This window comes from Azospira sp. MPR-E4 (assembly GCF_058809645.1).
The window spans coordinates 13,158-34,793 of sequence record NZ_JBXAST010000035.1 but is presented as its reverse complement, the minus strand read 5'-3'; the positions used below and the strand labels follow the sequence as shown (position 1 = coordinate 34,793).

At 68.3% G+C, this 21,636-nt stretch carries 23 protein-coding genes; 5 read left to right on the top strand and 18 right to left on the bottom strand.

The window, feature by feature from the left end; all coding sequences use genetic code 11:
• The coding region (locus tag AC1RTA_RS11330; RefSeq protein WP_492784763.1) for a 3'-5' exonuclease family protein at positions 1-1,448 on the top strand (1,448 nt) is incomplete at its 5' end.
• Between the two features lie 45 nt (positions 1,449-1,493).
• Here the strand turns inward: AC1RTA_RS11330 and AC1RTA_RS11325 are convergent.
• Both AC1RTA_RS11325 and AC1RTA_RS11320 read right to left on the bottom strand, forming a co-directional pair.
• Positions 1,494-1,943: a GreA/GreB family elongation factor gene (locus AC1RTA_RS11325; protein WP_014235227.1), complete on the bottom strand. Its 450-nt coding sequence runs from the start codon at positions 1,941-1,943 to the stop codon at positions 1,494-1,496.
• Between the two features lie 359 nt (positions 1,944-2,302).
• Positions 2,303-2,893 (bottom strand): TetR/AcrR family transcriptional regulator, encoded by a 591-nt coding sequence (locus AC1RTA_RS11320; RefSeq protein ID WP_014235228.1) that lies wholly within the window; start codon positions 2,891-2,893, stop codon positions 2,303-2,305.
• A gap of 107 nt (positions 2,894-3,000) precedes the next feature.
• On the opposite strand from AC1RTA_RS11320, the gene AC1RTA_RS11315 reads away from it, so the two are divergent.
• Positions 3,001-3,495, top strand: a complete 495-nt coding sequence (locus AC1RTA_RS11315; protein ID WP_014235229.1) for an HPP family protein — start codon at positions 3,001-3,003, stop codon at positions 3,493-3,495.
• A gap of 64 nt (positions 3,496-3,559) precedes the next feature.
• On the opposite strand, the gene AC1RTA_RS11310 is transcribed toward AC1RTA_RS11315, so the two are convergent.
• From AC1RTA_RS11310 to AC1RTA_RS11285, 6 genes are all read right to left on the bottom strand, one after another.
• Positions 3,560-4,990 (bottom strand): aldehyde dehydrogenase family protein, encoded by a 1,431-nt coding sequence (locus tag AC1RTA_RS11310; RefSeq protein ID WP_492784762.1) that lies wholly within the window; start codon positions 4,988-4,990, stop codon positions 3,560-3,562.
• A gap of 252 nt (positions 4,991-5,242) precedes the next feature.
• Positions 5,243-6,019: a ferritin-like domain-containing protein gene (locus AC1RTA_RS11305; RefSeq protein ID WP_492784761.1), complete on the bottom strand. Its 777-nt coding sequence runs from the start codon at positions 6,017-6,019 to the stop codon at positions 5,243-5,245.
• A 425-nt stretch (positions 6,020-6,444) separates the two neighbouring features.
• Entirely contained in the window at positions 6,445-6,774 is a 330-nt protein-coding gene (locus AC1RTA_RS11300; protein ID WP_492784760.1) for a hypothetical protein, read from the bottom strand.
• Between the two features lie 31 nt (positions 6,775-6,805).
• A complete protein-coding gene (locus AC1RTA_RS11295; protein ID WP_492784759.1) occupies positions 6,806-7,234 on the bottom strand; it encodes a hypothetical protein in 429 nt (142 codons plus the stop codon).
• 41 nt (positions 7,235-7,275) lie between these two features.
• Positions 7,276-8,061: a LytR/AlgR family response regulator transcription factor gene (locus tag AC1RTA_RS11290; RefSeq protein ID WP_492784758.1), complete on the bottom strand. Its 786-nt coding sequence runs from the start codon at positions 8,059-8,061 to the stop codon at positions 7,276-7,278.
• Positions 8,058-9,077, bottom strand: a complete 1,020-nt coding sequence (locus tag AC1RTA_RS11285) for a sensor histidine kinase (protein ID WP_492784757.1) — start codon at positions 9,075-9,077, stop codon at positions 8,058-8,060. Before AC1RTA_RS11285 ends, AC1RTA_RS11290 begins: the two co-directional genes overlap by 4 nt.
• 119 nt (positions 9,078-9,196) lie before the next feature.
• Here AC1RTA_RS11285 and argH point away from each other — a divergent pair, with 119 nt between their 5' ends.
• Positions 9,197-10,582: an argininosuccinate lyase gene (gene argH / locus AC1RTA_RS11280; RefSeq protein WP_014235236.1), complete on the top strand. Its 1,386-nt coding sequence runs from the start codon at positions 9,197-9,199 to the stop codon at positions 10,580-10,582.
• Positions 10,583-10,709: 127 nt separating this feature from the next.
• Positions 10,710-12,020 carry a protein kinase domain-containing protein gene (locus AC1RTA_RS11275; protein ID WP_202945983.1) on the top strand — a complete coding sequence of 437 codons (1,311 nt, stop codon included), beginning with the start codon at positions 10,710-10,712 and terminating at the stop codon, positions 12,018-12,020.
• 21 nt (positions 12,021-12,041) lie between these two features.
• Here AC1RTA_RS11275 and AC1RTA_RS11270 read toward each other — a convergent pair whose 3' ends face one another.
• The 3 genes from AC1RTA_RS11270 to AC1RTA_RS11260 form a co-directional block, all read right to left on the bottom strand.
• On the bottom strand, positions 12,042-12,305 hold the full coding sequence (locus AC1RTA_RS11270; RefSeq protein WP_014235238.1) for a hypothetical protein: 264 nt from the start codon (positions 12,303-12,305) through the stop codon (positions 12,042-12,044).
• Positions 12,306-12,318: 13 nt separating this feature from the next.
• The gene (locus tag AC1RTA_RS11265) at positions 12,319-13,758 is read right to left on the bottom strand and encodes an ammonium transporter (RefSeq protein ID WP_492784756.1); all 1,440 of its coding nucleotides are present in this window, start codon (positions 13,756-13,758) and stop codon (positions 12,319-12,321) included.
• Positions 13,759-13,961: 203 nt separating this feature from the next.
• Positions 13,962-14,456, bottom strand: coding sequence for a hypothetical protein (locus tag AC1RTA_RS11260; RefSeq protein ID WP_492784755.1), 495 nt, complete (start codon positions 14,454-14,456; stop codon positions 13,962-13,964).
• A gap of 116 nt (positions 14,457-14,572) precedes the next feature.
• Here AC1RTA_RS11260 and AC1RTA_RS11255 point away from each other — a divergent pair, with 116 nt between their 5' ends.
• Positions 14,573-14,932: a carboxymuconolactone decarboxylase family protein gene (locus AC1RTA_RS11255; RefSeq protein ID WP_014235241.1), complete on the top strand. Its 360-nt coding sequence runs from the start codon at positions 14,573-14,575 to the stop codon at positions 14,930-14,932.
• Positions 14,933-14,974: 42 nt separating this feature from the next.
• On the opposite strand, the gene AC1RTA_RS11250 is transcribed toward AC1RTA_RS11255, so the two are convergent.
• The 7 genes from AC1RTA_RS11250 to AC1RTA_RS11220 all read right to left on the bottom strand — a co-directional run bounded on the left by AC1RTA_RS11250 (position 14,975) and on the right by AC1RTA_RS11220 (position 21,632).
• Complete coding sequence (locus AC1RTA_RS11250) at positions 14,975-16,618, bottom strand: methyl-accepting chemotaxis protein (RefSeq protein ID WP_014235242.1); 1,644 nt, start codon at positions 16,616-16,618, stop codon at positions 14,975-14,977.
• 153 nt (positions 16,619-16,771) lie between these two features.
• Positions 16,772-17,092, bottom strand: coding sequence for a Grx4 family monothiol glutaredoxin (gene grxD, locus AC1RTA_RS11245; protein ID WP_014235243.1), 321 nt, complete (start codon positions 17,090-17,092; stop codon positions 16,772-16,774).
• 31 nt (positions 17,093-17,123) lie between these two features.
• Positions 17,124-17,969: a peptide chain release factor N(5)-glutamine methyltransferase gene (gene prmC, locus AC1RTA_RS11240; RefSeq protein ID WP_130459145.1), complete on the bottom strand. Its 846-nt coding sequence runs from the start codon at positions 17,967-17,969 to the stop codon at positions 17,124-17,126.
• 1 nt (position 17,970) lies between these two features.
• Entirely contained in the window at positions 17,971-19,068 is a 1,098-nt protein-coding gene (gene prfA / locus AC1RTA_RS11235; RefSeq protein WP_130459146.1) for a peptide chain release factor 1, read from the bottom strand.
• A 61-nt stretch (positions 19,069-19,129) separates the two neighbouring features.
• Positions 19,130-20,395, bottom strand: a complete 1,266-nt coding sequence (gene hemA / locus AC1RTA_RS11230) for a glutamyl-tRNA reductase (RefSeq protein ID WP_043798505.1) — start codon at positions 20,393-20,395, stop codon at positions 19,130-19,132.
• A gap of 106 nt (positions 20,396-20,501) precedes the next feature.
• Positions 20,502-20,972, bottom strand: a complete 471-nt coding sequence (dtd, locus tag AC1RTA_RS11225) for a D-aminoacyl-tRNA deacylase (RefSeq protein ID WP_130459147.1) — start codon at positions 20,970-20,972, stop codon at positions 20,502-20,504.
• 3 nt (positions 20,973-20,975) lie between these two features.
• Entirely contained in the window at positions 20,976-21,632 is a 657-nt protein-coding gene (locus AC1RTA_RS11220; protein WP_492784754.1) for a LutC/YkgG family protein, read from the bottom strand.
• Positions 21,633-21,636: the final 4 nt, after the last annotated feature.

The following is a 21,636-nucleotide window of genomic DNA, read 5'->3' as shown; positions in this document are numbered from 1 at the left end:
CCTCTCCCCCCGCCCCAGCCCCTTTCCGCGAACCTTTGGTGTTCGTGGACCTGGAGACCACCGGCGCCAACCCGGTGCGGGACCGCATCACCGAAATCGGCATCGTCGAGGTCTCGGCCGCCGGCGTGACCCAGTGGAGCAGCCTGGTCAATCCGGGCATTCCCATCCCGCCCTTCATCCAGGGCCTGACCAACATCAGCGACGAGATGGTGGCCGACGCACCGCCCTTCGCCGACCTGGCCGAAGAGGTGCTGGGGCGCCTCAAGGGACGCCTTTTCGTGGCCCACAACGCGCGCTTTGACTACGGCTTCCTCAAAAACGAATTCCGCCGCCTGGGCCTCAAATTCCACGCCACCGTGCTGTGCACCGTCAAGCTGTCGCGCAAGCTGGAGCCCCAGCACCACCGCCACAGCCTGGACGCCCTGGTGGAACGCCACGGCCTCTACGACGAGCACCGGCACCGGGCCCTCTCCGACGCCCGCCTGATCCACCAGTTCTGGGACCGCCTGCACGGCAAGTACGCCCCCGAGCCCATCTGGGCCGCCGTGGAGACCCTGACCCAGCGCCCCAAGCTGCCACCCCACCTGCCGCCGGAAGCCCTGGACGACCTGCCGGAACTGCCCGGTGTCTATCTGCTGTACGGCCAGGAGGCGGACGGCGAGCCTCTCTACATCGGCAAGAGCAGCAACCTGCGGCAGCGGGTCTTCTCCCACTTCTCCGGCGACCAGAAGGACGCCCGGGATACGGCCATGGCCGCCCAGGTATACCGGGTGGAATGGCGGGAGACCGCCGGCGAACTGGGCGCCATGCTGCTGGAGGCCAAGCTGCTGCAGGCCCACCGCCCCAGCCTCAACCGGCACCAGAAGAAGGGCGGCGAGCTGTGCGCCTGGCAGCTGGTGCAGGAGGCGCCTAGCGACTTCCGTCCCCGTCTGGTGCTGGCCGACGAACTGGACTTCGGCCGCAGCCCGGACCTCTACGGCCTCTTCAACTCGGCCAAGGAAGCCCGCAACAGCCTGAAGAAGATCGGCGACGCCCACCACCTGTGCCACGTCCTCCTGGGCCTGGAGAAGCAGCGCCCGGGCAAGCCCTGTTTCGGCCACCAGATGCACAACTGCAAGGGCGCCTGCTGCGGCAAGGAGAGCCTCAGCCAGCACAGCGCCCGCCTGATGGCGGCCCTGGCCAAGCTCAAGATTAAGGAGTGGCCCTACGCCGGCCCCATCGGCCTGGTGGAAAAGGACGACTTCAGTTCCACCACCGACCTGCACGTGGTGGACCATTGGGCCTACCTGGGCACCGCCCAGCGGGAAGAGCAGGTGTGGGAAATCCTGCAGCAGCAGGGCAGCCGCCCCGCCGCCTTCGACCAGGAGACCTACCGCCTGATCAACAAGGCCATCGCCCAGGGGGCGGTGGAGGTCCGGGAACTGACGCCGCCCGTGCAGCCGGCATGAAAAAAGGCGCCCGCGGGCGCCTTTTCTACGACGGGGCCGCAGGCCTCACATGGTCAGCCAGCCCCGGGCTTCCGGCTGGAAGGGCAGGTCGGCAATGATCCAGCGGCCTTCGCTCCAGCCTTCCATCTCCAGGCGCACCGGGTCGCCGACGCGCAGGCCGAAAATGGCCGAACCGAGGGGACACAGCACCGACCAGCAGCCCTCGTCCGGATCGTGGTCTTCCGGATAGACCAGGGTCACTTCCCGGCGGCGGCCGCTGTCGGCGTCGCTCAGCACCACGGTGGAATTCATGGTCACCAGGTTGGGCGGGATGGCTTCCGGCGGCACCGGGTTGGCGGCCCGCAGACGGCGCAGCACGGTGCCGGCGGAAACGTGGATGCTCTGGTCCCGCAGGTAGAGGCGTTCGATCAGCCCCACCAGGCGCTCCTGGTCCAGGGCGGAAATGATCAGGGCTCCCGGGGCGGGGGAAATCTGGGCGGTTTGGGATTGGGGCATGGCAGCTCCTCACGACAGGCCGTCCGGCTCGAGGGTCGGCGCGGCAACAAACAGTAAAAATCGGGGAATGGGGTACAGGGTGAAACCGGCAACACGCCCGGCAGCGGCCGTCTCGGCAGCGCTACCGGGCCGGCGGGAGACAGGCCGGGAAACGCCGGCCGCCCCACCCGGACTGCGCCGCCGGCTGCCGCGCAGCCGCCATCCGGGCCTCGCCACGGCGGGCGCCCCGGAAAAAAATGGCGGCAAAAAAAGCTGACGGCATGATGGCTGCACCAATATGGGGCACAAAGATGATGGCGCCAGTCTAGCCCAACCCCCGGCCGGGGGTAGTCGGCCAAACACTTACGTCGATATACGGACTATTCGGTGCCGAACTCCGCTTCAACACGCTGCAACAGCCAGCGCCCGTCGTTGGCCAGCAGTTCGCCTTCGCCCATCTGGCTGCGCACGATCAGCCCTTCCACCACCACCATGGCGCAGCGGGCCGCCATGGGGGCCCGCTCGCCCAGGCGGGGGGCCAGCCACTCGGCCAGGAGGCGCTGCAGGTCATCCTTGTGGGCCCGGGCAATGGCGGCGACACCGGCGATGCCCTCCCCCACTTCCGCCACCGCGTTGATGAAGGCGCAGCCCCGGTAGTCCGGCTCCGCCGCCCAGGCCAGCAGGATGTCGACAACGGCGGCCAGTTCCGGCGGCCGGGCCGCCAGACGGGCCTGGAAGCCGGCCAGCCAGCGCCGGTGACGCCCTTCCAGGTAAGCCCGGATGAGGTCGTCCTTGGCCGGGAAGTGGCGGTAGAAGCTCATCTTTGCCACGCCGGACTCGGCAATGATGCGGTCGATGCCGACGCCCCGCAGGCCGTGCTGGTAGAAGAGCCGGGAAGCGGTTTCCAGGATGCGGGCCCGGGCCCCTTCCGGGTTGGGATCGTCGGACGGGGCCAGCAGTGTGTCGGACATGGGCACTCCAAGAAGCGGTGGCTGAAAAACGGAATGGCGCCACATTGACAGACAGATCTGTCTTGCACAATATACAGACCTGTCTACATCAATCCCCGAGGAATGCCATGCTCCCGTTGTCCGCCGCCAAGGCGCCGCCCGCGCCACCCCTGGCCTATATCGCCATTTCCATGCTCGGTGCCGCCGTGGCCATCGGCAGCATCGCCGGACTCAGCCTGTGGAGCGGCACTCCCTGGCTCATGGCGCCCTTCGGCGCCACCTGCGTGCTGGCCTTCGGCCTGCCCGACAGCCCCCTGGCCCAGCCGCGCAACATCGTCGGCGGCCATCTTCTGGCCACCGCCGTCGGCCTGGCGGTGCTGCATACCCTGGGGGACGGCTGGCTGGCCTCGGCCCTGGCGGTGGGGCTGGCCCTGGGCCTGATGCAATGGACGCGCACGGTGCACGCCCCCGCCGGCGCCAATCCCCTGCTGGTCCTGGCGACCAAGCCGGCCCTGGGCTTTCTCTTCAGCCCGGTACTGCTGGGCGCCCTGGTCATCGTCGCCTGCGCCCTGGCGGTCAACAACGCCCGGCAGCGGGGCAGCTATCCCAAATACTGGTATTGAGGCCGGAGGCGGCCAGGGCCGGGGCACCTGCCCCGCGCCTGGCCGGCCCGCGGCGACAGAGGCCCTATTGCCGCTGGGGCAGCTGGATGGACTGGGTTTCCAGGAAGTCCTCCACCCCGTGGCGCCCCAGCTCCCGGCCGTAGCCGGACTGCTTGAAGCCGCCGAAGGGCGCCAGCAGGTTGAAGAAGGCACCGTTGATATCCACCTGGCCGGCCCGCAGGCGGCGGGCGAAGGCCAGGGCCCGGGCTTCCTCGGCGGACCACACGGCAGCCGCCAGGCCGTAGTCGGTGCCGTTGGCGATGGCCTCGGCCTCCGCCTCGTCCCGGTAGGTGAGGATGGCCAGCACCGGGCCGAACACCTCCTCCCGAGCCAGGGCGGCATCGGGCCGCACCCGGCCGAACACCGTGGGCCGCACGTAGTAGCCGGTGGGCAAGCCTTCCGGCGCGGCGCTGCCGCCGCACAGCAGCTCGGCGCCGTCGGCCACGGCCTGGTCGATCATGGCCCGCACCCGCTGCCGCTGCAGGCCGGAAACCAGGGGACCGAGACGGCTGCCCTCCGCCAGGGGATCGCCCAGGGTGTAGGCCGCCGCTGCCTGCACCGCCAGGGCGGCAGCCTCGGCGTAACGCTCCTGCGGCACCAGCAGCCGGGTCAGGGCCGAGCAGGCCTGGCCGGAATTGAGGAAGCAGCCGGCCACCGTGCCCTTCACCGCCGCCGCCAGATCCGCATCCGGCAGCACCACGGAGGCGGACTTGCCGCCCAGCTCCAGGGACACCCGCTTCACCGTGGCCGCCGCCACCGCCGCCACCCGTTTGCCGGCGGCCGTACTGCCGGTGAAGGAGACGGCCGCCAGGGCCGGATGGGCGGCCAGGGCCTCGCCCACCACCGGGCCGTAGCCGGTAAGCAGATTGAAGACGCCGGCGGGCAGGCCCGCCGCCTCGATCACCTCGGCCAGGAGGAAGGCGTTGAGGGGCGCCACTTCCGAGGGCTTCAAGACCACCGTGCAGCCGGCGGCCAGGGCGGCGCCGACCTTGGCGGCGATCTGGTGCAGGGGGAAGTTCCAGGGCGTGATGCAGGCCACCGGACCGGTGGGCACCTTCAGCACCAGGGACTGGCCGATGCTCTCCTCGGCGAAACCCTCGGCGGCGATGCGGGCGCAGGCGGCGAAGGTGAAGATGGGATTGCCGGCCTGAACCCGGGTGGCCAGTTTCACCGGCATGCCCACCTCGCTGGCGATGAGGCGGCCCAGCTCATCCTGGCGGGTCTTGAGGCCATCGGCGATCTTCTGCAGGAAGGCGCCCCGCTGCGCTCCGGAGAGGGCGGCCCAGGCAGGAAAGGCGGCCGCCGCGGCCCGGGCTGCCCGGTCCGCGTCGGTGGCCGTGCCTTCCGGCACCCGGGCGATGACCGTCTCGATGGCCGGATTCTCCACGTCGATGAAGGCGTTGCCGTCGGGGGCGACCCACTGGCCGCCGATGTAGAAACGGGAATGCTGCTGCATGGGGAAGTCTCCTCTTCTGGTTTTCTGGCGTGGACCCGGCGGCGCCGATCGGGGCAGACGCGCGCGGGACCCACTCCCGGATTCTAAGGCAGGGCGGAGCCGGTGCAGGAAGTGGCAAGGGCAGCGGCGAGGCATGCCGCCAGGAGGCAGGAAGGACGGCCATTCCGGGCATGGCATGGCGGAGATGGCCGCCGTTTCTGGCTCCCAGGCCATCGCCTGCGGCAGGGCGGCCCGGCCTTGAGCAAGGCCAGATCAACGCGCGACCAGGGCCGCCAGTTCCGCCGCATCGAAGCCGGCCGCCCGCCGCGCCTCCAGGTTGAAGGGCCCCCGCACCTTGGGGGCGCCGTAGCGGGCCGCCAGCTCTGCCTCCGCCGCCAGGGGCTCCAGGCCCCGCTCGCGGCAGACATGGCGATACCAGCGGTTGCCCGCCGCCACATGGCCGATCTCGTCCCGCAGGATGACATCCAGGATCGGGCCGGCGGCGACCTCCCCGGCCTGCACCAGCTTGTCGCGGATGCCCCGGTTCACATCCAGCCCCCGGGCCTCCATGGCCCGGGGCACCAGGGCCAGGCGGGCCAGCACGTCGTCCGCCGTCTTCTCCGCCATGTCCCACAGGCCCCGGTGGGCCGCAAAGTCGCCGTAGGCGTAGCCCAGGGTGCGCAGGTGGTCGTCCACCAGGGTGAAATGCTGGGCCTCCTCCCGGGCGATGCGCAGCCAGTCCCGGTAAAAATCCTCGGGCAGATCGGGGAAGCGCCAGACGATGTCCAGGGCCAGGTCGATGGCGTTGAACTCGATATGGGCGATGGCGTGCAGCAGGGCGGCCCGTCCCTCCGCCGTGTGCAGGGAACGGCGCGGCACCTCGGCCGGCGGCACCAGCAGCGGCCGCAGTGGCCGCCCCGGCAGGGGCGCGGTTGGCACAAGCCGCTGGCCCGGCGCCACCGGCCCCGCCGGATCGAGGGCCAGCACTGCCGCCACCTTGGCGGGCACGGTATCGAGCATCAGGGCGGCAAGGGCTTGCTGGCGGAGCATGGGCAGACGTTCATCAAAAGGAAACGGCAGTGTGCCAAAAATAGGGGACCGCTGCAGCGCGGGACAGACGACGGGAACGCCGGGACTGACGCCCGGCGGCAGTGCATGGCTAGCAAACAAGGCGCCACCGTGGTGCATGGCAAGCCCCCCCGGGGGAACGCGCCGGCCAACCTTTCCCACCACCCGGAAAGCCGCGTCCTGCCTTGATCCCGGAGGTCCGACAGCAAGCCTGGGAGCCTGACCGCGCATCGGGCACGGCCTTTGCTGAAAGCAAAGTGGGAGCGTCCGTCACCATCGACCTTTACGGAGAAAAATCATGAACGGAACCGAAATCGAAATGACCCTGCGGGAACTGGAAATCCACCACAAACTGACCCAGGTCCTGCTGCTGGCCGTAGTGGTCTTCTGCGCCGGCGCCGTGGCCCTCAGTCTCTAGGCGGCCGCAAGGAGCAAAGCCCCCGGGCGGCCAGCCAGGCCAGGCCGCCCCACAGCAGCAGCAGGAAGACCCAGCCCGCCAGGCTCGGCGCACACCAGCCCCAGCCGCAGGCGCCGTCGTGCTGCAGCAACCCGGGGAGGCCCAGGGCGTGGAACAGGTAGATGGAAAGATAGGGAATCGCCGCCAGCAGCCCCAGGGGCGAATCCAGGTAGGCGGGAAAAAACAGCCCCGGCAACAGCAACAGGCCGTAGAGGCCGACCAGGGCGACGAACACCGGCACGGTGCGCCGCCAGGCGCTGCCGGAAGTGGCCGCCTTCATGGCCAGACGGGCCCGGCGATCGCCGGGCCGGTCACGGCGCTTCCTTGAGATAGGGGCCCCAGCACCGATCCGGCCGGGGTTCGACGCAGGCAACGTACTTGGCGTAATCCGCCGAGAAGCGCACGAAGACGGTCCAGTCCCTGCCGGAAAAATCCTCACTGGAACCTGAACAGTCGGGGCCGCCGCTGTCCTTCAGGTTGTGCCCGGTCAGGGTGTAAAACCCATTGACGTCCGGCACCGCCGACAGCTCGTAGCGTTCCTCCACATACTCCTCGCCGCTGGTGCCGGAGAGAAAGCCGTTCGCACGGTAGGTGTGTCGCTCCGTGCAGCCATTGGGCAAACGGAAAGACCAGGTCCCAACGATGGGACCGAACTTCAGCTCCACCTCGGACGACGGGGAGGCGGCCTGGGCCGACACGGCAACGAATACGGCGGCAAACAGCAGCAGAAATTTCTTCATCCCACTCTCTCTGTATAGCGAGAACTCATGCCAAACACCGCCTACTTGGCGTACTGCTTCACCGTCGCCCACTGGCGGCGGCTCACCGGCAGTTTTTCCGGCACTTCCTTGAGCAGGGCCAGCCACTGTTCGCCGCCCTCCTCCCCGTCCCCCTGGCCCCGCTCGAAGCCGGCCAGGGCGTCCTTGGCCACCAGCACGCTGCGGTGCAGGCGGATGAAGCGCTCGGCGAACTCCTGTTCCAGATGGGTGAGGGCCTCGTCCAGCAGGTATTCCCGCTCCCGGGTGCGGGCGGTGACGTATTTGAGATCGGCCTTGAGATAGAGCACGTCCTGCACCGGCACCAGCAGGATGCGGCCCCGTTCGTGGCAGGAGAAGTGGCGGCGGGCGCCCTGGCCGGACTCCTGGCGCACCTTGGCCAGACGTTCGGCGGTAAGGGGACCCACCAGCCAGGCCTTTTCCAGGGCGGCCTGGAGGCGGGCCAGACGCACCGGCTTGAGCAGGTAATCCACCGCATTGAGGTCGAAGGCATGGACGGCGTGGCTGTCGTAGGCGGTGGCAAAGATCACCGCCGGCGGCCGCGGCAGGCCGGCCAGGTGGCGGGCGAGCTCCAGGCCGTCCATCTTGGGCATGCGGATGTCCACCAGCACCACGTCGGGCTGCACCTGCTGGATCAGTTCCAGGGCCGCTTCGCCGTCGCCGGCCTCCCCCACCACCCGGGTCGGCAGTTCCAGGGCCAGATCCTCCAGCAGGGTGCCCATGCGCCGGCGGGCCGGCGCTTCGTCATCCACCAGGACGATGCTGAGAGGGGCGGGCTTGGGCTCGGTCATGGCAACGGTCTCCGCAGGGGAAGGGTGATGTGCACCCGGTAGGTGCCGTTCTGTTCACTGCTTTCCAGGCGCGCCTCGAGGTCGTAGTAGAGGTCCAGGCGCTCCCGAATGTTGGCCAGGGCCATGCGGTTGCCGGCATGGTGACCCTGGCCCGGGGGGCAGGGATTGGTCAGTTCCGCCACCATGGCGTCGCCCTGACGGGAAAAGCCGATATGGATGGTGCCGCTGCCCTCCCCGGGCTCGATGCCGTGGTAGACGGCGTTCTCCAGCAGGGGCTGCAGCATCAGGGGAGGCACCAGGGCGTCGTCGGGCACGTCCACGATGTCCCACTCCACCTTGAGCCGCTCGCCCAGGCGCAGCTTTTCCAGCCCCAGGTATTGGCGGCAGAGGGCGATTTCGTCGGACAGGGGCGAGAGATTGCGGGCATCCCGCATCAGGGCGCGGAACAGGTCGGCCAGCTCCTCCAGGGCCGTCTCGGCCCGCCGCGGGTCCTGGCGGATGAGGGAGAGCACGGCGTTGAGGCTGTTGAAGAGGAAGTGGGGGCGGATGCGGGCGGTCAGGGCCTGCAGGCGGGCCTCGGCCACGGCGGGGGAGAAGGCCCGGGCCCGCAGGCTGAAATAGAGGAGCAGGAGCAGGGTCGCCGCCGCCGCCAGCAGGGCCGCCCGCAGGGCAGCGCCCCAGCCGCCCTCGATGAGGCCCATGAAACGCCAGAAGTCGAAGAACAGCAGGGCCTGGGCCATCACCAGCAACAGCACCAGGGCCTGGCCGGCCCGGGGCTTGAGGCGCCACAGCCAGTCCCGGCCCAGGGCCAGCAGGCCCAGGGCGGACAGCAGCAGGGGCTCGCACCAGGTGGCCAGTTCCACCAGGCGCTGGGGCCAGTCCTCCAGACGGGGCGCCAGCAGCAGGGCAGCGGCGGCCACCAGCAGGTTGGCCCCCAGCAGGATGCGCAGCATGACGCCCAGATTGCGGCAGTCCGGCAGGGGATGGGCAGCGGGGTTTTGCTTTATACTTGCCAACTTATTTGCGCTTTCCGTGCAGTTTTCAGCGGCTTTTCCTGGCAAATGGCGGCGAAATTCCAGCTTTGCGCCACTTTGCTCCGGTTTGCCTCAAATTCGTCCCAAGTTTCCCACATATCATGACCCAACAGAACTCCTCCTACACCTGGGCCGGCCGTTTCTCCGAGCCCATGTCAGACCTGGTCAAGCGCTACACCGCCTCCGTCGATTTCGACCAGCGCCTGTGGCGCCAGGACATCAACGGCTCCCTGGCCCACGCCCGCATGCTGGCCAAGCAGGGCATCATCGCCGCCGCCGACCTGGCCGACATCGAGAAGGGTATGGCCCAGATCGTGGAGGAGATCGAATCCGGCAAGTTCGAATGGTCCCTGGACCTGGAGGACGTACACCTCAATATCGAAAAGCGCCTCACCACCCTGGTGGGCGACGCCGGCAAGCGTCTGCACACCGGCCGCTCCCGCAACGACCAGGTGGCCACCGACATCCGCCTCTGGCTGCGCGACACCATCGACTCCATCGTCGAACTGATCAAGGCTTTCCAGACCGCCCTGCTGGTCCTGGCCGAGAAGGAGGCCGCCACCCCCATGCCCGGCTCCACCCACCTGCAGGTGGCCCAGCCGGTGACCTTCGGCCACCATCTGCTGGCCTACTTCGAGATGACCCAGCGGGACAAGGAGCGCTTCCTCGACTGCCGCAAGCGGGTGAACCGCCTGCCCCTGGGCGCCGCCGCCCTGGCCGGCACCACCTACCCCATCGACCGGGAATTCGTCGCCGCCCAGCTGGGCTTCGACGGCGTCTGCGAAAATTCCCTGGATGCCGTTTCCGACCGGGACTTCGGCATTGAATTCTGCGCCGCCGCCTCCCTGCTGATGACCCACTTCTCCCGCCTCTCGGAAGAACTGGTGCTGTGGATGAACCCCCGCTTCGGCTACGTCAAGATCGCCGACCGCTTCTGCACCGGCTCTTCCATCATGCCCCAGAAGAAGAACCCGGACGTGCCGGAACTGGCCCGGGGCAAGACCGGTCGGGTGAACGGCAGCCTCATCTCCATGCTGACCCTGATGAAGGGCCAGCCCCTGGCCTACAACAAGGACAACCAGGAAGACAAGGAACCCCTGTTCGACGCCGCCGATACGGTCATCGACACCCTGCGCATCTTCGCCGACATGATGGGCGGCATCGAGGCCCGGCCCGAGCGCATGCGCGGCGCCCTGGCCGAAGGTTTTGCCACCGCCACCGACCTGGCCGACTACCTGGTGAAGAAGGGCCTGCCCTTCCGCGAAGCCCACGAAGTCGTCGGCGCCGCCGTCAAGGCCGCCGAGACCCAGGGCAAGGACCTGGCCGACCTCACCCTGGCCGAGCTGCAGGCCTTCTCCCCCCTGGTGCAGAGCGACGTGGCCACCTGTCTGACCATCGAAGGCTCCCTGGCCGCGCGCAACCACATCGGCGGCACCGCCCCCGAACAGGTCAAGGCCGCCATCGCCCGGGCCAAGGCCCGGGTGTAAGCTAGCGACAATAGCAACACAACGCTGCTCCGCCGCCCCGGCGGAGCAGCGGGGCAAGCAGTCCCCGCCCGCATTCCGCCTCACCTGCCTCATCCCGCTTCAGCTGTCGCCGCCTGCAATAACAAACATGGAGCCTGACCGTCCCATGGAAAAGATCGGCAAGTACGACGTCATCCGGGAACTGGGCCGCGGTGCCACCAGCACCGTGTTCCTCGCCCACGATTCCTTCGCCGACCGCGACGTGGCGGTCAAGCTGGCCTTTCCCGAAGTCCTCAAGGACCCGGAACGGGGCAAGCTCTACTCCCACCTCTTCCTCAACGAAGCCTCCCTCGCCGGCAAGCTCAACCATCCCCACATCGTGCAGATCTACGACGCGGTGGTGGAGGAGAACCTGGCCTACATCGTCATGGAGTACGTGCCCGGCGGCACCCTGGAGGATTTCTGCGACCCCGCCAAGCTGCTGCCGGTGGAGCGGGTGGTGGAGATCATCTTTAAATGCACCCGGGCCCTGGATTTCGCCTTCCGCCTCGGCATCACCCACCGGGACATCAAGCCGGCCAACATCCTCCTGGCCGAATCGGACGCCCGGGGCTTCTCCGGCGACATCAAGATTTCCGACTTCGGCGCCGCCCTCACCGCCGGCACCGACCGCACCCAGGTCTCGGGCATCGGCTCCCCGGCCTACATGTCGCCCCAGCAGGTCAAGGAACAGCCCCTGGACCACCGCACCGACATCTATTCCCTGGGCGTGGTGATGTACCAGATGCTCACCGGCCAGCTGCCCTTCCAGGCCAGTACCAACTACAACATGGTGTACCAGATCATCCATCTGGCGCCGACGCCGCCCGGCCAGTTGCGCCACGACCTGCCGCCGGCCCTGGAGGCCATCGTTCAGAAGGCCATGGCCAAGGACCTGGATGACCGCTACGCCACCTGGGAGGAATTCGCCCACGACCTGGCCCAGGCGGTGCGCAACAAGCAGCTGCAGGCCCGGCAGGACGAGTTCGCCGACACGGAGAAATTCGACACCCTGCGCGCCCTGCCCTTCTTCGCCGGCTTCTCCGACGTGGAGATCTGGGAGGTGCTGCGCTTCTCCCGCTGGGACAAGGTGACGCCGGGGGACGTCATCATGCGCGATGGCGAAAAGGGCGACTTCTTCTGCTTCCTGGCAGAAGGGGAACTGAAGGTGACCAAGGGCGGCAAGATCCTCAACCTGCTCACCGCCGGCGACTGCTTTGGCGAGATGGCGGTCATCGCCGGCGGCCACAAGACCCGGGGCGCCGACGTGGTGGCCCTGACCCAGGCCAAGATCGTCACGGTCAAGGGCGAAGCCCTGCACAAGGCGTCGGAAACCTGCCGCATGCACTTCTACCAGTCCTTCCTGGAAGTGCTGGCCAGCCGCCTGGCCCTGGCCAACGCCCGCCTCGCCGCCTTCTAGGCGCCTTCCGGTCGCCCCGCCCTAACGCAGGGTGAACAGGTACTTGGCCTTGGGCTCCGGGGCCGCAGCCACAGGCTCGGCCGGGTCCAGCGCCATGGCCTGGCGCAGCTTGCCCGCCAGCTGGGCCAGTTCCTCCTGGCCCGAGCCTTCGGCCAGGGCCACAATGGCCCGGGCGTATTCCTTGTTTTCCTTCATGTAATCCACATCGGTGATGCGGTTGAGGCTGCGCCGCATCAGTACGTGGATGCGCCCGATCAGGGCGAATATTTCACTGTCGCTGCTCATGGCCGTTGCGTCCTCATTCCAGATGCTCGCCGTGCTGGGAAATGTCGAGGCCGTCCCGCTCCTCGTCCTCCTCCACCCGCAGGCCCACCAGCAGGCTCACCACCACCAGCACGGCAGCCGTGGCCACGGCGCTGAAGAGGGCGGTGGCGCTGACGCCCAGCAGCTGCTTCAGCACCGAACCATGGGCGCCGCCAATGGCCGGACTGGCGAAGACGCCGGTCATCAGGGCGCCGACGATGCCACCCACGGCGTGGATGCCGAACACGTCGAGGGAGTCGTCGTAGCCGAAGACCCGCTTCAGGGCCGTGGCCCCCACATAACAGGTGAGGCCGCCGGCAATGCCGATGAAGAAGGCGCCGCTGGGCTCGACGAAACCGGAAGCCGGGGTCACCGCCACCAGGCCGCCAACGGCGCCGGAAATGATGCCCAGGGCGCTGGGCCGGCCCCGCACCACCCACTCCACCACCATCCAGGACATGGCGGCGGCAGCCGAGGCCACCTGGGTCACCAGCATGGCCATGCCGGCCCGGGAATCGGCCGCCAGGGCCGAACCGGCGTTGAAGCCGAACCAGCCGACCCACAGCAGGGCCGCCCCCACCACGGAGAAGGCCAGGCTGTGGGGCATCATGGGTTCGCTGCCATAGCCCAGGCGCTTGCCGATGAGGATGGCTGCCACCAGGCCGGCCACCCCCGCATTGACGTGCACCACCGTGCCGCCGGCGTAATCCAGCACCCCCATCCGGGCCAGCCAGCCATCCGGCTCCCACACCCAGTGGGCCACCGGGGCATAGACGGCGAGGGACCACAGGGCGGCAAACAGCAGCAGGGCGGAAAAGCGCATGCGCTCGGCAAAAGCCCCCACCACCAGGGCCGTGGTGATGATGGCGAAGGTCAGCTGGAACATGAAATAGACGGTTTCCGGAATGGGCGCCTCGCTGACGCCGGCCAGGCCATCCAGGCTGAGGCCGTGCAGCAGCAGCCGGTCCATGCCGCCGACGAAAGCGCTGCCGGGGCGCAGGGCCAGGGTGTAGCCGAGGGCCATCCAGGTCAGGGTAACCACGGCGGCCACGGCAAAGACCTGGGTCATGGTGGACAGCACGTTCTTCTTGCGCACCATGCCGGCGTAGAACAGGGCCACCCCGGGCAGGGTCATGAGCAGCACCAGGGTCGAGGAGGTCAGCATCCAGGCCGTGTTGGCCCCGTCGGCATGGACCGGCAGGGGCACCTTCTCCGCTACCACGGCCAGTGCCGGGGGGGCCGGCTCGGCGGGCGGTACTTCGCTGGCCTGGGCGATCATGGCCCCGGGCGCCAGGCCCACGGTATCCGAATACTGGGCCAGGGCCGGCGTGCCGACGGAAAGGAAGAGGGACAGGGAAACGAGCCAGCGCAGCAGCAACAGGGGCGGCAGCTTGCTCAGGACGGTCAACAGGGGGGAAAACGCGGGCGGTCGCATGTGCTCTCCATTCATTTAATTTTTCGAATGGATGCACTCCTGCAAACCTTATGCCAATTCAATCACCCGGCCATGCCAAAACAATTTATTGCGTCGCATCAGACACTTAAACAAAGACTGCAGCAAGCGGCGCACATCCCCCCGCCCAAGACCAGTGCGCCGAATCATTTTTCAGGAAGAGAACGCCTCAACAAGGGGCCCCATCAGCGAGAGCAATAACCCCTTGCCGGCCCATAGTCCTCGCGTAGCGTCATAGTGGAGCGCACGATACCGGTGGAACCATCAAACAGCACGTTGAAGCGGCTGGGATATAACCAAGCATCGCAATAACGCCACTCCCATATCAATTCACTACGAGCTTCAAAGAACTGCACCCAGGTCGGCGGTCCGAAGCGGCGCAGGATTTCCTCCTTGCCGTCCTCCCCGGCCCGCACCTTGGCGAACTCTTCCTCCACCAGGGCATTGTGCAGGGAGCGCAGCTTGCCGTCCGGAGCGAAGACCAGCACCCGGGTGACGAAACCCAGGGGGGCGGTGGCGTAGAGCAGGCGCTCGCCGCCGTCGGCCTCGGGGAAGCGCACGGTGGGCGCCCCCCAGGCGGCCACCACCTGATCGCGGGAGGTTTCGCCGGGGCGCAGGGGTTGGCCGCCGCAGGCAGCCAGCAACAGGGGCAGCAGAAGGATGAGGAGGATTGGACGCATGAATCGAAGCATGAACCAGTCGGCCGGACAGGGCAAGGTGACCCAGGTCACATACAGGGCGCCCGGCCCTCCCCATACTTGGAATATCAGAAAAACCTCATATATCAGGAGCAGCCATGAGCAAGTCCTTCACCACCATCACCGGCGACGTTTCCAAGGCTCTCGCCACCCTGCGCAAGGAAATCCCGGACACCATGCAGGGCTTCAACGCCATGGCCAAGGGCGCCCTCCAGGGCGGGGCCATCGACGAGCTGCACAAGGAGCTGATCGCCCTGGCCATCGGCGTCGCCAGCCGCTGCGACGCCTGCATCGGCTTCCATGTGAAGGCCCTGATCCGCCTCGGCGTGACCAAGGAACAGCTGATGGAAACCCTGGGCATCTGTGCCTACATGGGCGGCGGCCCCACCCTGATGTATGCCGCCGAGGCGGTACGGGCCTACGAGGAACTGACGGCCAAGCTGCAACCCGCCGCCTGAGCCTCCGGGGACGCTTCCGGCCGCCTCGGACGGCACTCAGGCCTAGGCGGAGTGCGCTTCCAGGCGGAAGCGCCGCAAGGTCTGGTGCAGGGCCTGGGCCAGGGCTTCCAGGCGCCGCGCCGTATCGGCCGCTTCGTGGGTGGCGGCGCTGTTTTCCTCCACCATCTGGGCCACCTTTTCCACATTGGCGGAAATGTCGCCGCCGGCATGCTTCTGCTCCCGCAGGGCGTCGGCGATGGTATTGACCGCCGCCACCACTTCCTGGGAACTGCTGCGGATGGCCTGCATGGAGTCGCTGGCCTGCTCGGCCATGGCGACGCCCTGCTCGACCCGGGCCGTGGCCCCGCCCATGGCGTCCACCGCCTCCCGGGCGGCATCCTGGACGCCGGCGATCATGTCGCTGATTTCCGTGGTGGCCAGGGCGGTCCGTTCCGCCAGCTTGCGCACCTCGTCCGCCACCACGGCGAAGCCCCGCCCTGCCTCCCCGGCCCGGGCTGCCTCGATGGCCGCATTGAGGGCCAGCAGATTGGTCTGCTCGGCCACCATGCGGATCACCTGGACCACGCTGGAAATCTGCTCGGAGCGGCTGCCCATGGCCTCGATGGAGCGGGCCGCGCCGCCCACCGCCACCGCCACGGCCTGCATCTCCGCCACGGTGCGCAGAATGACGTCGTGGCCGTCGCCGGAAAGCTGGCCGGTGCTGTCGGAAATGGCATGGGTATGGCTGGCGCTGTCGCTGACCTGGGCGATGCTCACCGTCACCTGTTCCACCGCCGCCGCCATGGCAGCCGTGGCTTCGCTCTGGGTCGCCGAGCTCTGGGCCAGCTGCACCGAATTCACCGACAGGTCCCGCGCCGCCTCGGACACCTCCCCCGCATTGCCCTGGATCTCGCCCACCATGGCCCGCAGGCTGTTGCGCATGGTGGCCAGGGCGGCCATCAGGCTGTCGCCCCGGTCCTGGGGATGCAGGCGCAGGTCGGCGCTGAGGTCGCCCTCGGCCAGACGCTGCACCAGGGCCTTGGCCTCCTCGGGCTCGCCCCCCAGGGGCCGGGTGACGCTGCGGATGATCCACAACGCCAGGGCCGTGGCCAGGACGATGGCGGCCGCCAGGAAGACCAGCATCAGGTTGCGGGCCTGGGCGTAGACCTCCCGGGCCGTGACGGCGGATTCCTCGAACAGCTCGCCCTGGAAGGCAACGAAGGCATCCACGGCCTGCACGTAGGCTTCCAGCTGGGGCATGCCCTCGCTGGCGAAGAGGCGGCTGGCCTCTTCCCGCCGCCCGGCTTCCAGCAGTTCCAGGACCTTCGGATAGGTGCCGGCAAAGGCCAGGCGCTTGGTCTTCAGGTCGGCCACCAGCTGCTTGCCCTTGGGGCGGTAGAGCAGCTTTTCCAGGATATCCAGGCGCTGGTTCACCATGTCCCGGTAGCCGACGATTTTCTGTTTCTGCTCGGCCAGGCGGGAGGTGTCGTGGAACAGGGAGAACACGGTGCGGGCCACATCGTTGGCAGCGTAGGCAATGTCCTTGGCCATCTCCACCTTCTGCCAGTCCTTGGCGGCCATCTTCTCCACCTGCTCGTTCACCCGGGCCAGGGCCTGCAGCGCCACCAGGACCGCGGCCGTCAGGATCAGGGAAAAGATCCCGAAGCCCAGGGCCAGCCGCCCTCCCACCGTCAGCTTGCGTGCCATGTTGTCCCCTCCTATTTTTGGAAGGGCCCATTTAGCACTTTGGAATAATACAAAAACATAACCCAGATCAATTCCGGGCACTAAAGGCGGCACCAATGAAAACGCCGCCCTCCTTGCGGAGCGCGGCGTTGCGGGGAACGGAGCGGAACAGGCTCAGGCCTGGGCCACGCCTTCCAGCATCTGCTGCAGTTCGCCGGCCTGGAACATCTCGCGCATGATGTCGCAGCCGCCGACGAATTCGCCCTTGATGTAGAGCTGGGGGATGGTCGGCCAGTTGGCGTAATCCTTGATGCCCTGGCGGATTTCCGGGTTCTCCAGCACGTTCACGCTGTAGAACTGGTTCACGCCGCAGGCCTTGAGAATCTGCACGGCGGTGGCGGAAAAGCCGCACTGGGGGAACTGGGGGGTGCCCTTCATGTACAGCACCACCGGATTGCCGGTCACCTGTTCCTTGATCACTTGTTGTGCATCCACGCTTCTAAACTCCAGTCGTTGAATCGGTTGGTTAATCTGGCAGCCTGCCGCCGCTGACCCGCTCGATGCCGGCCAGGTCGCGCCAGGAAGTGACCTCTTTGAACCCGCCGGCGCCGAGAAGTTCGCGGACTTTTTCTGCCTGGTCGTAGCCGTGTTCCAGCAGCAGCCAGCCACCGGGCACCAGGTGGGCGGGCGCCCCCTCGATGATGGCGCGCAGACAGGAAAGTCCGTCGCCGCCGTCGGTGAGGGCCCCGTTGGGCTCGAAGGGCAGGCCGTTCTGGGAGAGGTGCGGGTCCTGGGCCGCCACATAGGGCGGGTTGGAGACGATCAGTTCGAACTGTTCCCCCGCCAGGCCGGCGAACCAGTCGCTGTGGCGGAACTCGACCCGGGCACCGAGACGCTCGGCATTCTCCCGGGCCACCGCCAGGGCGGCGGGGGACACATCCACCGCCGTCACCTTGGCCTCGGGCCACTCGCAGGCAATGCTGACGGCGATGGCACCGCTGCCCGTGCCCAGGTCCGCCACCCGGGGCCAGGCCAGGGGCTTGAGGCGCTCCAGGGCCTGCAGCACCAGCAACTCGGTGTCGGGCCGGGGGATCAGCACGTCGGGCGTCACCTTGAAGCTGCGGCTGAAAAACTCCCGCTCACCGGTGAGGTAGGCCAGGGGTTCGCCCCGCTCCCGGCGCATGACCAGGGCCATGAAGGCCTCGGAATCGGCGGCGGCCAGGGGCTCGTCGGGGCGGGTGAGGAATTCCACGTGGCTGATGCCCAGGCAATGCTGCAGGAGCAACCGCGCATCCAGGGGGGCGATGCGGCGCCGCACCTGATCCACCGCCTGGCGCCGGGTGAGGCCGGCGCTGCCACTCGCGGCCACCATCTCAGCCCTGTTCTTCGGCCAGGGCGGCCAGCTGTTCGGCCTGGTGTTCGGCCAGGAGGGCGCCGGTCAGTTCTTCCAGGTCCCCGTCCATGATCTGGTCGATCTTGTACAGGGTCAGGTTGATGCGGTGGTCGGTGATGCGCCCCTGGGGGAAGTTGTAGGTGCGGATGCGCTCGGAACGGTCGCCGGAGCCCACCAGGCTCTTGCGCGTGGCGGCCTCCTTGGCCTGCTGCTCGCGCACCTGCACGTCCTTGATGCGGGCCGCCAGCACCTTCAGGGCCGAGGCCTTGTTGGCGTGCTGGGAGCGGCCGTCCTGGCACTCGGCGACGATGCCGGTGGGCAGGTGGGTGACGCGCACGGCGGAGTCGGTCTTGTTGATGTGCTGGCCGCCGGCGCCGGAGGCCCGGTAGGTGTCGATGCGCAGGTCCGCCGGATTCAGCTCCACGTCGGCCACCTCGTCCACCTCGGGCATCACCGCCACGGTGCAGGCGGAGGTATGGATGCGGCCCTGGGTTTCGGTGGCCGGCACCCGCTGCACCCGATGGCCGCCGGATTCGAACTTGAGCTTGGAATAGGCGCCGAGGCCGGCGCTATTGCCGGCAATGCGCACGATCACTTCCTTGTAGCCCCCCAGGTCCGACTCGTTGGCGGAAACCACTTCCACCTGCCAGCGCTGGCGCTCGGCGTAGCGGCTGTACATGCGGAAGAGATCGGCAGCGAACAGGGCCGATTCGTCGCCGCCGGTGCCGGCGCGGATTTCCAGGAAGATGTTGCGCTCGTCGTTGGGGTCCCGCGGCAGCAGCAGCTTCTGCAGGTCCAGTTCCAGTTCCGGCAGGCGGGCCTTGGCGGCTTCCACTTCCTCTTCCGCCAGTTCCTTCATGTCCGGATCGGCCAGCATTTCCTGGGCCGCGGCCAGATCGGCCTCGGCTTGGCGGAAGGCGCCATAGAGGCTCACCACCGGCTCCAGCTCGGCCCGCTCCTTGGACAGCTTGCGGAACTGGTCCATGTCCTTGGCCGCTTCCTCGCTGGAGAGCAGGGCATCCACCTCTTCGAGGCGGCGGGTCAGTTGGTCGAGCTTTTCGCGGATGCTGGGTTTCATGGGCAATCAGTAGGCGACAGCCGCCCACGGCATGGGGACGGGCGCCGGGCGCCCGCGGGCCCTACTCGCCGTGATGCAGGTGGAAGAGACGGGTGATGAGGTGCTGCAGTTCGCCCCGCTCCTCCCCGGCTTGGCCGAGGACCTGGGTGGGGGCGTGCAGGAACTTGTTGGTGAGGCGCTGGGACAGGGCTTCCAGCACCTTTTCCGGATTCTCGCCCTTGGCCAGGAGCTTCAGGGCATGTTCCATCTCGTGGCGCCGCATGCGCTCGGCGGAGTCGCGCAGGGCGCGGATCACCGGCACGCTGTCCCGGGTGTCCAGCCAGTGCAGGAACTGGCCCACCTGGGTGGTGATGATGGATTCGGCCTCCACCACGGCGGCCTGGCGGGACTCCAGGCCCGCTTCCACCACCTGGGCCAGATCGTCCACGGTGTACAGGAAGACGTCGTCCAGTTCCCCCACCTCGGATTCGATGTCCCGGGGCACGGCCAGGTCCACCATGAACACGGGCTTGTGGCGGCGCGCCTTGACGGTGCGCTCCATCATGCCCAGGCCGATGATGGGCAGGGGGCTGGCGGTGCAGGAGACGACGATGTCGTACTGGGGCAGATGCTCGGCCAGGGCGTCGAGGCGGATGGCGGTGGTGGGGATGCCGTCCGCCGCCAGCCGGTCGGCCAGGGCCTGGCCCCGCTCCACGGTGCGGTTGGCGATGGTCACCTGCTTGGGCTTCTGGGCCGCGAAGTGGGTGGCGCACAACTCGATCATTTCGCCGGCGCCGATGAAGAGAATGCGCTGGTCGGCCACGGATTCGAAGATGCGCTCGGCCAGATGCACGCCGGCGGCGGCCATGGAGACGATGTTGGCGCCGATGGCGGTGGTGCTGCGCACTTCCTTGGCCACGGCGAAGGAGCGCTGGAACAACTTGTTGAGCATGGTGCCCAGGGTGCCCGCCTCTTCCGCCACCCGCACCGCATCCTTCATCTGCCCCAGGATCTGGGGTTCGCCGATGACCATGGAGTCCAGGCCGGAGGCGACGCGGAAGGCATGGCGCACGGCCTCGGGCTGGGGCAGGGTGTACAGGTAGGGCTGGATGGTGCTGCGGGGCAGGCGATGGTATTCGGCCAGCCAGTCGGCGGCGGCTTCCGGCGTCTCCGTGGCGCAGTACAGCTCGGTGCGGTTGCAGGTGGAGAGGATCGCAGCCTCCTTCACCGGCTTGGCCCGCACCAGCCCGGCCAGGGCCTCGCTCAGGGTTTCGGCGTGAAACGCCACCTGCTCGCGCACGGAGACGGGCGCCGAGTGATGGTTGATACCGAGAGTGAAAAGGGCCAGGGACATGGAGGGGGCTGAAGAAAATCTGGAGCGGATTATAACACCGGCCCCGGAGGGGGCTTTTCTGATGAACATCAAGAGCGGAGCCGATTCCCGCCTGTCATGCTCACTCCGGCTGGCGGCTGTCCAGCACCAGGGTCACGGGGCCGTCGTTGTCCAGGCTCACCGCCATGTCGGCGCCGAAGACGCCGGTGGCCACCGGCCGCCCCAGGCGTTCCTGCAGCAGGGCGACAAAGCGGTCGAAGAGGGGCTCGGCCGCCTGGGGACCCGCCGCCCGACTCCAGGAGGGCCGGTTGCCCTTGCGCGTCGAGGCGAACAGGGTGAACTGGCTCACCGCCAGCACCTCGCCGCCCACCTCCTCCAGGCTGCGGTTCATGACGCCCTCGGCGTCGGCAAAGATGCGCAGGCGCAGCAGCTTGCCCACCAGCCACTCCATGCCGGCGGCGGTGGCCTCCGGCTCGGCCGCGTCGGCCGTCTCGATACCCACCAGCAGCAGCAGGCCGGGGCCGATCTGGCCCACCACCTGCCCCTCCACCCGCACCGCGGCCCGGCTCACCCGTTGCAGCACCACCCGCATGGGTCAGGCGTCCTGCAGCAGGATCAGGTGCACCCGGTAGGGGCCGTGGGCACCCAGCACCAGGGTCTGTTCGATGTCGCCGGTGCGGGACGGGCCGGAAACGAAATTAACGGCCCGGGGCGGCGCTCCCCGCTCGGCTCGCAGGCGGGCCCAGCCCTCCTCCATGCCCCACACCAGGCTGGAGGCCGGCACCAGGGCGACGTGGGTTTCCGGCAGCAGGCTGGTGACGCCGTGGTTGTCCACTTCGCCCAGCAGCATCAGGGTGCCGGTTTCGGCGATGGCGCAGTAGCAGGTGGTGAGGCCCAGGCGGTCATCGCCGCGGGCCGCGCCGATCCTGATCTCCAGGCCGGCTGCGGCCCAGTCCAGATGGGCCAGGGCGGGCCAGGCCACGCCCTGGCGCGGCAGATTCTGGGCCGCCAGGTAGCGGGCCAGGGCAGCCGGGGCGTCGGCCCAGCCGGAGACCACGTCCACCGTGCTGGCCAGGGCTTCGGCGCGGCGGCGGAACTCGCCCAGCAGGTCGGCGCGCTCCGTCGGCCGGGGGCCCTGGCGCTGGCCGGGGCGGGCGGCCAAGACGGCGGCGACCCGCTGCTTGCGGGCTTCGGTCTCGTCGGCGCCGAGGCGCAGGCGCACGCGGTTGAGAATGTCGTTGCGGGCGGACATGGAA